Genomic DNA, 13,254 nt, shown 5'->3' with positions numbered 1-13,254 from the left:
ATGCCGGGCGCCGTCTCTGATCCGATGCTAACCCGAAAGCATTACAACGTTTTTGTGCAGTGCACATTGACCTGGAACGTGGGAACGTTCCCACTATACTGCCCAGCCCGTCCCTACCCGGAGTCCGTCTTGTCCTCTCCGTCGCCAGCCCCCGTCACTCCCGAACTCGTGCGCCTGCGTGCGCATGCCCGCGACAAGGACGACGCCATTGCGCAGGCCGCCCAGTTGCTGGTCGCCGCCGGCTGCGTGGCGCCGGGCTACGACGCCAGCATGCGGCGCCGCGAAGGGCTGGCGAATACCTTCCTCGGCCACGGCCTGGCGATCCCGCACGGCGTCGGCGAAGACCGCCACCTGGTGCGCCGCGACGGCATCGCCGTGCTGCAGTTGCCCGAGGGCGTGGAGTGGAACCCGGGCCAGACCACCCGGCTGGTGGTCGGCATCGCCGCCCAGTCCGACACCCACATCACCCTGCTGCGCCGGCTGACCCGCCTGATCCAGGACCCGGCCCAGCTGGAAGCGCTGTTCACCACCGACGACCCGGGCGTGATCGTGGCGGCCTTGACCGGCGACCGCGCACCCGACACCAGCGCCGCACCGGCCACCGACCTGGCCGAATCCTTCGAATGGACTATCGCTTACCCCAGCGGCCTGCACGCCCGCCCGGCCACCCGTTGGGCCGAGACGGCGCGCGGTTTCTCGGCGCGCGCCCAGGTGCGCGCCGGCGACCAGGCCGCCGATGCCAAGAGCCTGGTGGGCCTGCTGCAGCTGGGCCTGCGTGCCGACGACAGCATCACCGTCTCGGCCGAAGGCAGCGATGCGGGTGCCCTGCTCAAGCGCCTGCGCGCAGTGATGGACAGCCTGACCGCGCAGGAAAAGGCCGATGCCGAGCGCGCCGCGCAACGCCGCGCTGCCCCGGTGGTCGGCTGGACGCCGCCGCAGGCGCAGCCGGCCATCGTCGGCATCGGCGCAAGCCCGGGCGTGGCGATCGGCATCGTGCACCGGCTGCGTGCGGCGCAGACCGAGGTCGCCGATCAACCGGTCGGGCTGGGCGATGGCGGCGCGCTGCTGCACGACGCGCTGACCCGCACCCGCCAGCAGCTGGCGGCGATCCAGGACGATACCCAGCGCCGGCTCGGTGCCTCGGACGCGGCGATCTTCAAGGCCCAGGCCGAGCTGCTCAACGACACCGACCTGATCACCCGCACCTGCCAGCTGATGGTCGAAGGCCACGGCGTGGCGTGGTCGTGGCATCAGGCGGTGGAACAGATCGCCTCGGGCCTGGCCGCACTCGGCAACCCGGTGCTGGCCGGCCGCGCGGCCGACCTGCGCGATGTCGGCCGCCGCGTGCTGGCCCAGCTCGACCCGGCCGCCGCCGGCGCCGGCCTGACCGACCTGCCGGAGCAGCCTTGCATCCTGCTGGCCGGCGATCTGTCGCCGTCGGACACCGCCAACCTGGACACCACGCGCGTGCTCGGCCTGGCCACCGCGCAAGGCGGGCCGACCTCGCATACCGCGATCCTGTCACGCACGCTCGGCCTGCCGGCGCTGGTCGCGGCCGGCGGCCAACTCATGGATATCGAAGACGGCGTCACCGCCATCATCGACGGCAGCAGCGGGCGGCTGTACATCAACCCGTCCGCGCTGGACCTGGACGCAGCCCGTACGCACATCGCCGAGCAGCAGGCCATCCGCGAGCGCGAAGCCGCGCAACGCGCATTGCCTGCCGACACCAGCGACGGCCACCACATCGACATCGGCGCCAACGTCAACCTGCCCGATCAGGTCGCGATGGCGCTGACGCAGGGCGCCGAAGGCGTCGGCCTGATGCGAACCGAGTTCCTGTTCCTGGAAAGCGGCAGTACGCCCAGCGAGGACGAGCAGCACGCAACCTATCTGGCGATGGCGCAGGCGCTGGATGGCCGCCCGCTGATCGTGCGCGCACTGGACATCGGCGGCGACAAGCAGGTGGCGCATCTGGAGCTGCCGCATGAGGAAAACCCGTTCCTGGGCGTGCGCGGCGCGCGCCTGCTGCTGCGTCGCCCCGACCTGCTCGAGCCGCAGCTGCGTGCGCTGTACCGCGCCGCCAAGGACGGGGCGCGGCTGTCGATCATGTTCCCGATGATCACCTCGGTGCCGGAGCTGATCACCCTGCGCGCCATCTGCGCGCGCATCCGCACCGAACTCGACGCGCCCGAGGTGCCGATCGGCATCATGATCGAGGTGCCCGCCGCCGCCGCGCAGGCCGACGTGCTGGCGCGCCATGCGGATTTCTTCTCGATCGGCACCAACGACCTCACCCAGTACGTGCTGGCGATCGACCGCCAGAACCCGGAGCTGGCCGCCGAAGCCGACAGCCTGCATCCGGCGGTGCTGCGCATGATCCGCAGCACGATCGAAGGCGCGCGCAAACACCAGCGCTGGGTCGGCGTGTGCGGCGGCCTGGCCGGCGATCCGTTCGGCGCCAGCCTGCTGGCCGGCCTGGGCGTGCAGGAACTGTCGATGACGCCCAACGACATCCCGGCGGTCAAGGCACGCCTGCGCGGCGCCGCGCTGAGCCAGCTGCAGCAGCTGGCCGAGCAGGCGCTGAACTGCGAAACCGCAGAGCAGGTACGTGCACTGGAAGCGCAGCGCGAGGGCCAGGCATGAACCTGCACGCCATCACGGTGACGCTGAACCCGGCGATCGACCAGACCATCCAGCTCGACAGCCTGCAGCCGGGCGCGGTGCATCGCGCCAGCAGCGTGCGCAACGATGCCGGCGGCAAGGGCATCAACGTGGCCGCCTGTCTGGCCGACTGGGGCAGCCAGGTCGCCGCGCTCGGCGTGCTCGGGGTCGGCAATGCCGGCGTGTTCGAGGCGCTGTTCCGCGAGCGCGGCATTACCGATCATTGCCAGCGCGTGGCTGGCGAGACCCGCACCAATCTCAAGCTGGTCGAAGCGCGCAGCAACGACACCACCGACATCAACCTGCCCGGCCTGCGCCTGGGCCCGCCGCATCTGCAGGGCGTGGCCGATCACCTCGCCCCGCTGCTGCGCCCCGGCCTGCCGGTGGTGCTGTCGGGCAGCCTGCCGGCCGGCCTGCCGGACGACAGCTGGGCGCAGTTGCAGGCCCAGGCCAGCGCCGCCGGTGCGCGTGTGCTGCTGGACACCAGTGGCGCGCCACTGGTGGCCGCGCTCGGTGCCGCACGCCAGGCGCTGCCGTACGCGGTCAAGCCGAACCGGCACGAACTGGAAGCCTGGACCGGCCGCCCGCTGAGCGACCGCGCTGCCCTCAGCGCCGCCGCGCACGAACTCATCGCACGCGGCATCCAGCTGGTGGTCATCTCGATGGGCACCGACGGCGCCTTGTTCGTGCAGCGCGACCAGCGCCTGATCGCGCGTCCGCCGCGCCTGGCGCAGGGCAGCAGCGTGGGCGCCGGTGACGCGATGGTGGCCGGTCTGGCTGCCGCGCTGCTTGGCGACTCCACCGATCTGGAAAGTTGCGCACGGCTGGCCACCGCGTTCTCGGTCAGCCGGCTGGAAAGCGGCGATGCGCGCCGGCTGAACCCACAGCAGGTGCGCAAGCTCGCCGGCGAGATCGTCATCGACCCGCTCTCATAGCAAACGCCAACGCGAACGCTGGCAGTGCCAGCGCAGCGCGCCGGTGTTTTGCGCAAGACACCACGTATCCCGCCGGCACTTGCCGGCGACCGAACAACGCAGGAGATTTGCATGTCCTCTTCCATCGTGGTCATCGCCGCTGGCGACCGCAGCACCGAAGCCGTCCTGGCGGCCGAAGCGCTGCGCCGCGCGGCCACCGCCGCTGGGCGCAGCGTGACGATCGAGATCCGCAGCGACCAGGGCGTGCTCGGCGCATTGCCGGGCGAACTGGCCAGCGGCGCAGGCCAGGTGCTGGTGATCGGCGACGCCGATGCCGACACCGCCCGTTTCGGCGACGCGCAGCTGCTGCGCCTGAGCCTGGGTGCGGTGCTGGACGACCCGGCCGCCGCGGTGAACCAGCTCGCCGCACCGGCCGCCGCAAATGCATCGGCTGCCGCAGGCAGCGCCAGCGCCGGCAGCAAGCGCATCGTTGCGATCACCTCTTGCCCCACCGGCATCGCGCACACCTTCATGGCCGCCGAAGGCCTGCAGCAGGCCGCGAAGAAACTCGGCTACCAGATCCGCGTGGAAACCCAGGGCTCGGTCGGCGCGCAGGACGCCCTGACCGATGCGGAAATCCGCGACGCCGACCTGGTGTTGATCGCCGCCGATCGCGAAGTCGACCTGGCCCGTTTCGGCGGCAAGCGCCTGTTCAAGAGCGGCACCAAGCCGGCCATCAACGATGGCCCGGCCTTGATCCAGAAAGCGCTGGCAGAGGCCGGCGTGCATGGCGGCGCGGCGCCGGTCGCGGGCGCCGCCAAGGCCGAAAACACCGACAACGGTCGCACCGGCGCCTACAAGCACCTGATGACCGGCGTGTCGTTCATGCTGCCCTTCGTCACCGCCGGCGGCTTATTGATCGCGCTGGCATTTGCACTCGGCGGCATCTATGCCGGCGACGATGCGCACCAGGGCACGCTGGCCTGGTCGCTGTTCCAGATCGGCGCCAAGGCCGGCTTCACCCTGATGGTGCCCGCGCTGGCCGGCTATATCGCCTACTCCATCGCCGACCGCCCCGGTATCGCGCCCGGCATGATCGGCGGCCTGGTCGCGGCCAACCTCAATGCCGGCTTCCTCGGCGGGATCATCGCCGGCTTCATCGCCGGCTACGGCGTGGCCGCACTCAACCGCTACATCCGCCTGCCGCGCAACCTGGAAGGGCTCAAGCCGGTGCTGATCCTGCCGGTGCTGGGCACGCTGCTGGTCGGCCTGGCGATGATGTACGTGTTCGGTCAGCCGGTGGCCGACCTGCTGGCCTGGCTCACCGCCTGGCTGCGCGGCATGCAGGGCAGCAGCGCGCTGCTGCTGGGCCTGTTGCTCGGCGGCATGATGGCCTTCGACATGGGCGGGCCGGTCAACAAGGCCGCCTACGCGTTCTCCACCGGCCTGATCGCCAGCCAGGTCTACACCCCGATGGCGGCCGCCATGGTCGCCGGCATGACCCCGCCGCTGGGCATCGCGCTGGCCACCTGGGTGTTCCGCAACCGTTTCACCGTGGAAGAGCGCGGCTCGGCCACGGCCGCCGGCGTGCTCGGGCTGGCCTTCGTCACCGAAGGCGCCATCCCGTACGCCGCGCGCGACCCGCTGCGCACCATCCCGGCGCTGGTGATCGGCTCGGCCGTGGCCGGCGCGATCTCGATGACCGCCGGTGCCGAGTTGAAGGCACCGCACGGCGGCATCTTCGTGCTGCTGATCCCCAACGCGGTGACCCACCTGCTCAATTACGTGCTGGCCCTGGTGGTCGGCGTGGTGGTCACCGCGGTGGCGCTGCGCCTGCTCAAGAAGCCGGTGGCCGACGTGGTCGCCTGACCTTCGGCCACCTCGGCCCCTGCCGCTCGCCGCCCCCCATTCGACCCACCTGATCGCCGCCCCGCCTCACCCTGACCGGTCACCGCTGCGCTGCGCACCTTCGTGCGTGGCCGGCGGCTTGCCCATCCCCTAGCTGTCGCGTTCGCCACCCGGCCACGCTTTCCACGTTCGGAGTCCTGCCATGACCGCCCTCGTCCCCCGCCATGCCCGTCCCCGCCTGCTTTGCCTGTCGCTGGCACTGGCACTGACCCCGCTGGCCCATGCGCAGGACGCCGCCGATGCCTTCAAGCTCAAGCTGGGTTACACCGGCGAAGCGGCCTCGATGATCGACGGCGGCCGCAAGAACGGCGATGCCTACGCCGGTCAGTTGATGGTCGGCACCGACGTCGACATGGACCGCCTGTTCGGTTGGGGCGGCGCCACGGTCAAGCTGTACGTCTCCAACCGTCACGGCACCAACCTGTCCAACAGCAGCATCGGCAACAGCACCTCGGTGCAGGAAATCTACGGCGGCCAGGGCACCCGCCTGGCCAATTTCACCCTGCTGCAGAAACTGTTCAACGACCGCCTGGAACTGGAAGCCGGCCGCAGCGTGGCCAACATCCATTTCCTCGGCTCGGACCTGTGCCAGTACTTCCAGGGCAACTCGGCCTGCGGCAACCCCACCTTCGTGTTCCGCACCAGCAATTTCACCTACTGGCCGGTGTCCAGCTGGGCCGCGCATGCCACCGCCTGGGTCACGCCCAAGGTCTACGTGCATGTGGGCGCCTACGAGGTGAACCCGGTGCAGGCCCAGGACGGCCAGCACGGCCTGAAGTGGAGCACCGACGACACCACCGGCGTGGTGGTGCCTTACGCGGTCGGCTACAAGAACAAGGGCGGCGACGGCAGCATGGCTGCGATATACGAACTGGGCGGCTGGCAGGACAACTCCGACTATACCGACCCGCTGCGCGACCGCAACGGCAACCCGGCAGTGCTCAGCGGCTTGGGCTACGAGAACAAGCAGGGCCGCTCGGGCATGTTCGCGCGTTTCGAACAACAGGTCACCAACCCGGATCCGTCCGGCGCCCGCGGCCTGACCGTGTTCGGCGCCATCCTCAAGAGCACCGGCGGCCAGGCGATCGAGGACCACTTCGTGCAATTGGGCCTGGTGCAGAAAGGCACCTTCGCCAGCCGCCCGCAGGACAACATTGCGTTTGTGATCACCCAGCAGAAGTACAGCGACGAGGCGATCGAAAACCTGCGCCTGGCGCGCGCTTCGGCCGGCGGCACCGGCACCCCGGCCGACAACCAGATCATGATGGAGCTGAGCTACGGCATCCAGGTCACCAAGCGCCTGCGCATCGCGCCGAACCTGCATTACGTGATCAACCCCGACCAGTTCAACGAACCCACCCGCACCAGCGATCTGAAGAACGCGCTGATTGCAGGCATGCGGATCGACTGGAATCTGTGACCCGTCGAGAAGCTGCGCGCGTTGCGCGCATGCTTGGCCGCCACCACTGCCTGAAGTGAGTGGCGGGTGCGTTGCATCTGACTGCAGTGCAACGCATGGCGTCGATTCGGTTGACTTGGGCATTTGCCGGATATGGCCGACGAGTTTGATGAGCCGCGTCGGTACGCAATCGCACCTAATGAGGCGTTATCGGCCCACCTGGTCGCGCGCAAGCCAGTTGCTGGACACGCAAGATCACGCGACAACGGATGCCGAAGCTGTAATGACCCACCACTGCCTAACGCCTGAGTTAAGGCGCGTGCGGTACGCACGTCGCCTTGAACGAATTGTTAGGCCGCCGGCTTGAGGAAGGCACCACGCCGTCGTGCCGCGCGCAGCAACAGCACAACCACGACTGTGGCTGACACGATCACCAGCAGCGAACTTTCCGGACCGAACATTCCGCCGGTCAGCCAGTCGGGCCCGGCATAGCGGCTTTCGAGCGGCGCTACGGCGCGCCAGTCCTCGATGCCGGAAAGCGGCACGCCACTGAGAAAGATGGTGAAGTTCCATGCTGCGTGATTGGCGGCCACCACCCACAGGTTGCGCGTCAGGACGAACAGCCCGCCCCATAGCAGGCCCAGCACTGTCACCGAAATCAACATGGCTACGATATCGCCGGGTCCACCGTGCGCCACGTTCTCCAAGTGCGGCAGGGCGAACAGCACCGCTTGCACCGCCAATGCCACCACTGTTCCCCAAGCCCGCTCCAGCAGACGAAACAGCAGGCACCGGTGGACCAGCTCTTCTAGGGTGGCCGCAATTCCAATGAAGGCCGCCACGCCCAGCAGAGCCGGCGAGGCGCCGCGAAACAGCACCAGTTCGTAGGCGCCGAACGCGAACAGCATGGCGATCGGCAACGCTACCAGAGCGGCGCCGCCTACACCGCCAAGTATCAGGGGAACCGACTGCAGCTGCAGCTCGGTCGCTTTGCGCCTTTCATGCCAGTGCACATAGGCCCAGTAGCCCACGATGGCCACAAGGATGATGCCGGCACGTCTGAACACGCTGAGCCATGCGGGTCCAGGCTGGAACACCGTATCGATCAGTGGTAGCAGGCCTTGCCGAAAGACCAGTACCGAACCCATGATCGCCAGTCCGCCCAGCAGGAGCGAGCCAAGCATCCGGAAGGTGACGCGTATGCGCTGGCGCGCGATGCCTCCCGATTCTGCAGGAAGGGTGCGGCTTGGGTCGAAACGATCAGAAGACATGGCATCTTTGCTGGATAGAGATGAGTCAGGGGGCAGAGAATCTGCAGCCGGGTCGTGATCTTTCATGTCGGCCTAACGCCTGAATTAAGCCGCGCCGCGGAGCGGCGTCGACTTGAATGAATTGTTAGACCTGCCAGTCGGTGAGATATGATTCTCGTCAAACTCGAATTCAAATGGAACCTGATGGCGGCAGGATTTAGCTTGCGGTGGATAGCGCCATTGCCGTACAGCCAAGAGAATTGCGTCGTTGTGACCCAATGTACTAGGGCGAGTGCGGCCAAGGGGACGCCATTCTGATGATGCAACAGTGGGCGACCGGACGTGGCAATCGCGACCGACAACGAAGGAAATAATCGCACTTCCCTCAAAATCATTGTGCAGCTTGGCTGGCAGCGTTGGCGGGACGCTAACCACAGGAAGAAGCCCTGAGGAACATGCAAGGACCGAATCTTGAGCGGAGCACGCGTTGGAGCATGCTCCGATAAGAAGGGCAACTGCAACGCGATGCAATAGTGTCATGGCAGGTCTAACGCCTGAGTTAAGCCGAGCCGCGAAGCGACTTCGGCTTGAATGAATTGTTAGGTGCCAGCAGACTCAGTTGGCACCACGATGGATGCGCCGAAGGTTACATCGGAGAGCTTGGTGCTTGCAGCGAGGTCTTGCATGAAGGCGGGCAACTCTGTCAATTGCAGTGGGCGAAAAGGGCGAGCCTGAAGCTCATAGCCGCCCAGCGACTGGCTGATAGGCCGATGCACATCAGACCAGTCATAATCAAACAACCCACGCCTCGCAAATGCAATAAAGTTGTCGGGACGGAAGAGGGTTACCAACAGGTTACAGTCGGATGTTTCCGGAAGCGAGAGCGTTGCCTCTTCAGCGATTTCAGTAGAAGCGATCGCTGTCTCCGGTACATGACCCTCGCCGCCGGTGGTAAAGAGCGCGACTTGGCCGATTGCGTCAACTGCGAGCCACGCTGCATCAATTCTCTGAAGATCGGAAGGAGAAATCATGGGCGCCTAACGCTCGAGTTAAGCCGTGCCGCGAAGCGGTATCGGCTTGAATGAATTGTTAGGCCGGCCAGTCAATCTGCCAGCCCGACTCCGCAAAGAACTGTTGCAAATCATCACGGGTCTCAACCCACGAATCAAAGCCTCGGTGCTCATTGGGGCCGTCTGAGCCATCCCACCACTCGTAGATGAAAAAGCCACCGGTGTCGTCCGCGTCATCAGCGACCCTGACTCGGTGAGACACTTTGCCGCTGTTGAGGATGTTGCCGATAGTGTTGATGGGGATTTGCATGGCGGCCTAACGCCTGAATTAAGCCGACCCGCGAAGCGGGTTCGGCTTGAATGAATTGGTAGAGGTCACATCCGACGCGGCGGCTTGCGGCCTGTGATTGGAGTTTTTGTCGCTTCGGCGAGCTTTGCCGCTAGTTCTGCAGCATCCGCTTTTTTGTCAAGGAGTTGGATCGTCTCATCAAGCGGCTCAAGAATCTTTAAAAGATTTGGTTGATAGGAGTACTCCAGAGCGGCCAGAATCTTGGCTCGCGCCAATTGGAGACTTCCAATCTTGGCTGTGAGGTTCACAAGCTCTTCTAGATATTCGGAGTTGTCGCTCATAGTGACCTCTAACGCCTGAATTAAGCCGCGCCGCGAAGCGGTGTCGGCTTGAATTAATTGTTATGCCCCACCTGACATTTCGCTGATGTACTTCTTTGTCAGCAGGTGATTGTCAATCCAGTTGACAGTTAGACGAACCAATAGGGAAAGGTCAGAAACGTCCTTGTCTGTCCACTTGCGAATGTAGTGCGTCTCGTCATTGCCTAGCCATGCGGCGCGTTTTGCACATTGCAGGACGTTCTGGTCTGAAATGTACGTGTCAATGCACTTTCCGAGTTGCATATGCTCTACTTTCTCAACTGAATCTGTGTGCTCAGACTTTGCAAAATCTTTGACCAAGAACTCTAGAGCTTTACGAAGACCAATGCCTACAAGTTGGTCCAGTCCATCTGCCTTGGCATTTTCAGCTTGCCCGTAGATCTCGCAGAATGTTGGCGAAACCTCTTTGATAGATGCAGGGAACTCACTTTGAATGGTGTTCCTTGGTGCGGTAAACCTTAGAGCGAAATCAGCGCCATGCATGGATTGGCGTCGATAAGTCGCCACGAATGGCCGCAGGCATCTGCGGCTAGTACACAGAAATGTCACATACGCTTCTGATTGATCTGCCGAAAGGTGCTGAGTAAGCAACTTAGGATGCACTGATGTATGGCACTGAGGGCAGCGATCAGGGGACGCATTGATCTTGAAGTAGTGCGCCTGCCCATCAAGTGACTTTGCTTGAAGATCGATACTCATGGATCTCGCCTATGGGCCTAACGTTTGAATAAGCCGCGCCGCGAAGCGGCGTCGGCTTGAAGGCAGCATCTCTTTACGCCTTTTCGCTCGGGTTCCACGAGCTCGTCAGCAGGCTTGGCCTGTAAGGGAGGCGGGACTCCCGAGAAGCAGTGACAGCCTTCTTAGTACGAACGACAAATGACCGAAGCATCTCCTGAGCCTTATGGATCATATGAGTACCCTCCTTTTGGATGAGATGTGAAAAAACGGAACAAGCTTCTGAAACAAGGAATCCAGCAATGAAGCCGACTGGTCCAGTTGCAACATAGAACAGGCCCGTCATCATCAGTCTCAGGAGGCCGCCTCTGAGAGACACCGAAGTGTTTCGACTATTTGTCTATGCTGCCTAACGCTTGAATTAAGCCGAGTTGCGAAGCAACTTCGGCTTGAATGAGTTGTTAGGCCTCGGCCTGTGCTAGCTGAGCTCTTGCCCAACTAATCGCGCTGTCGGCCGGCACCGAGTCGCCTGCCTGAGGATCATCAAGAGAGCCGCCCGTCATTGCAGCCAGGACACTAGATGCGGCAAGGGCTGATACCAGCTCAAGCGGGCGTGAGCCGATACAGAACTGGACTGAGAAGTCAGTGCCCGGTGCCAGCTCCATCTCCTCTGCGTCCTCAGGTGCGACGTCTGATGCGTAGTACTCAAAGCCGGATATCTCACCGCGAACCGGACAAGGAAGGAAGCCAGAGAACGTGTCCACGTCAAAATCGGAGTCCAACGCGACCGGAAAGCCCGCCTCAACTATGGCGGCATGCCAAGCGCCTGGTGATGGCATCACGTTACGCTTCAGATAAACAACTAGGTCATACGACATAATTCTCCTTGGGACCTAACGCTTGAATTAAGCCAAGTTGCGAGGCGGGTTCGGCTTGAATGAGTTGTTAGGCACCACCCCGGCAACTGTGGCGGCTGCACACGTGAAGCTACCACCCAAGCCAATGCATGGCTCAAGGGTAACAACAAGAGGATTGCCCTCAGCAATCGCCAAGCTGTCTAGTACGTTTTCCGATGCCAAACCAGTGAGCTCGATACTCCGGACACCCGTGAATGACAGGTTGACCTCGGCGCCCTTTCCAGCCGACCCATCAATGTAGAAGAGGCCGAGTGTGACAATGCCCTCAGCCGAGTAGCTGAAAGAGATCAGGCGGGCATCAGCGAACTCCGGCCAGTAGCCGAAGATTGAGGTGACTGCATCAGAGCTAGAGATCATGCCTGTGGTGCCTAACTACTATTGGACCGCCGAAATGCGTGTTGCACGGAGTATCTTCGATCGCTGGCGCTTTGTGAATGGGGAAATCCTAGCCGCGATCACGGGATTACGCGACGGCAAGCGGACTCCACCTTTGCGCGATTTCTAGTTTTATCCAGCAAGGACGCAGGCGTATGAAATACATCCCCAAGAACAATGGTGTAACAGCACGTCCGTCGACGCGGTTGCTCGATCAAGTGCGCGGCCGTTTGCGCGTTCGGCACTACAGCCTGCGCACCGAGCAGGCGTATCTCCGTTGGACACTGCGCTTCATCCTGGCAAGCGGCTCTCTACCGCGACGTAAAGCGTATCGCTTGGCATCACGTGCCCGACGGAATCCTTAGTTTTCACGATATCGAGTAGTGGCGTTACAGTGCACAACCGCGCACGCGCGACGGCCGCCAGAAACGAAAAAACCGCGCAATGCGCGGTTTTTTCGTCACACCTTTTGCCAACCGGTCAAGGACGACGCGCCAGCGCCTCCACGTCCTTGGCCTTGGGCAGCAGATCCTGCTTGGTGACGGCGAATGGCCCGATGCTCAGCATCGGCACGGCCACGATCACCGAGGAGATCACCACGATCACCGCGCCGATCATGTGCGTCTCGGCCAGGCCTTCCATCGACTCGCCGCCGTAGATGTACAGGGCCAGCGCCGACAGGAAGAACATCACCGCGGTGATCACCGTGCGCGAGAGCGTCTGGTTGATCGAGCGGTTCAGCACTTCCAGCGGCTCCACCCGCAACGCGCGGAAGTTTTCGCGCACGCGGTCGAACACCACGATGATGTCGTTGATCGCAAAGCCCATCACCGACAACAGGCCGGCCAGCACGGTCAGGTCGAACTCGCGGCCGGTCAGCGACACGAAGGCCACGGTGACCAGCAGGTCGAACAGGGCCGTCAGGCTGGCGACCACCGCGAACTTCCACTCGAAGCGGAAGGCGATGTAGATCAGAAAGCCCACCAGCATGAACACGGTGGCGTACACGCCGTTCAAGGCCAGGTCCTTGCCGACCTGCGGGCCGACGAACTCGCCCGGCTGCACGGTGGCGGGGTTCTGCGCGGTGCTGACCGCCTTGCGCACTTCTTCGGCGACGGTGCTTGCGGCATCGTCGCGGTTGTTGTGCTGCTCGCGCGCCTGCAGGCGGATCATCACTTCGTTGCCGCCGCGCGCGTTCTGCACCTGGGCGTTCTCGAAGCCGGCCTTGGCCAGTTGCTCGCGCACCTGATCCACGTCCACGGTCTTCTGGAACGAGGTCTGCACCAGCGTGCCGCCGGTGAATTCCAGTGCGTAGTTGAAGCCCTTGCCGACGATGACACCGACCGAGGCCACCGCGATCACCAGCATCAGGATCAGCACCGGCTTGCGCAGGCGCATGAAGTCGATCTTGGTGTCGTTGGGAATGAGATGGAGCGGGAACAATTTCATGGAAAGATCTTCCGTTTAGACGTT

At 63.9% G+C, this 13,254-nt stretch carries 12 protein-coding genes; 4 read left to right on the top strand and 8 right to left on the bottom strand.

The window, feature by feature from the left end; all coding sequences use genetic code 11:
* The first annotated feature begins 129 nt into the window (after nucleotides 1-129).
* From ptsP to FHT09_RS06210, 4 genes are all read left to right on the top strand, one after another.
* Entirely contained in the window at nucleotides 130-2,646 is a 2,517-nt protein-coding gene (ptsP, locus tag FHT09_RS06225) for a phosphoenolpyruvate--protein phosphotransferase (RefSeq protein ID WP_184416883.1), read from the top strand.
* On the top strand, nucleotides 2,643-3,599 hold the full coding sequence (pfkB, locus tag FHT09_RS06220) for a 1-phosphofructokinase (RefSeq protein ID WP_104604895.1): 957 nt from the start codon (nucleotides 2,643-2,645) through the stop codon (nucleotides 3,597-3,599). The genes ptsP and pfkB overlap by 4 nt, the downstream gene beginning before the upstream one ends.
* Nucleotides 3,600-3,710: 111 nt before the next feature.
* Nucleotides 3,711-5,447, top strand: coding sequence for a fructose-specific PTS transporter subunit EIIC (locus FHT09_RS06215; RefSeq protein ID WP_184416881.1), 1,737 nt, complete (start codon nucleotides 3,711-3,713; stop codon nucleotides 5,445-5,447).
* A gap of 181 nt (nucleotides 5,448-5,628) precedes the next feature.
* Nucleotides 5,629-6,906 carry a carbohydrate porin gene (locus FHT09_RS06210; RefSeq protein ID WP_181141345.1) on the top strand — a complete coding sequence of 426 codons (1,278 nt, stop codon included), beginning with the start codon at nucleotides 5,629-5,631 and terminating at the stop codon, nucleotides 6,904-6,906.
* 329 nt (nucleotides 6,907-7,235) lie between these two features.
* Here FHT09_RS06210 and FHT09_RS06205 read toward each other — a convergent pair whose 3' ends face one another.
* From FHT09_RS06205 to secF, 8 genes are all read right to left on the bottom strand, one after another.
* Nucleotides 7,236-8,156, bottom strand: a complete 921-nt coding sequence (locus FHT09_RS06205) for a type II CAAX endopeptidase family protein (protein WP_181141346.1) — start codon at nucleotides 8,154-8,156, stop codon at nucleotides 7,236-7,238.
* Between the two features lie 578 nt (nucleotides 8,157-8,734).
* The gene (locus FHT09_RS06200) at nucleotides 8,735-9,166 is read right to left on the bottom strand and encodes a hypothetical protein (protein ID WP_104606443.1); all 432 of its coding nucleotides are present in this window, start codon (nucleotides 9,164-9,166) and stop codon (nucleotides 8,735-8,737) included.
* A 58-nt stretch (nucleotides 9,167-9,224) separates the two neighbouring features.
* A complete protein-coding gene (locus FHT09_RS06195; protein WP_104606444.1) occupies nucleotides 9,225-9,455 on the bottom strand; it encodes a hypothetical protein in 231 nt (76 codons plus the stop codon).
* 65 nt (nucleotides 9,456-9,520) lie between these two features.
* A complete protein-coding gene (locus FHT09_RS06190; protein ID WP_104606445.1) occupies nucleotides 9,521-9,775 on the bottom strand; it encodes a hypothetical protein in 255 nt (84 codons plus the stop codon).
* Between the two features lie 60 nt (nucleotides 9,776-9,835).
* Nucleotides 9,836-10,513 (bottom strand): DUF4145 domain-containing protein, encoded by a 678-nt coding sequence (locus FHT09_RS06185; RefSeq protein ID WP_104606446.1) that lies wholly within the window; start codon nucleotides 10,511-10,513, stop codon nucleotides 9,836-9,838.
* 437 nt (nucleotides 10,514-10,950) lie between these two features.
* On the bottom strand, nucleotides 10,951-11,367 hold the full coding sequence (locus FHT09_RS06180) for a hypothetical protein (RefSeq protein ID WP_146096527.1): 417 nt from the start codon (nucleotides 11,365-11,367) through the stop codon (nucleotides 10,951-10,953).
* 27 nt (nucleotides 11,368-11,394) lie between these two features.
* Nucleotides 11,395-11,763, bottom strand: coding sequence for an Imm50 family immunity protein (locus tag FHT09_RS06175; RefSeq protein ID WP_104606447.1), 369 nt, complete (start codon nucleotides 11,761-11,763; stop codon nucleotides 11,395-11,397).
* A gap of 498 nt (nucleotides 11,764-12,261) precedes the next feature.
* A complete protein-coding gene (gene secF / locus FHT09_RS06170) occupies nucleotides 12,262-13,230 on the bottom strand; it encodes a protein translocase subunit SecF (RefSeq protein ID WP_104606449.1) in 969 nt (322 codons plus the stop codon).
* Nucleotides 13,231-13,254: the final 24 nt, after the last annotated feature.

Origin of the sequence: Xanthomonas sp. CFBP 8152 (assembly GCF_014199025.1) — a bacterium.
GTDB lineage: Bacteria > Pseudomonadota > Gammaproteobacteria > Xanthomonadales > Xanthomonadaceae > Xanthomonas > Xanthomonas arboricola_B.
This window is presented reverse-complemented; position numbering and strand designations above follow the sequence as displayed.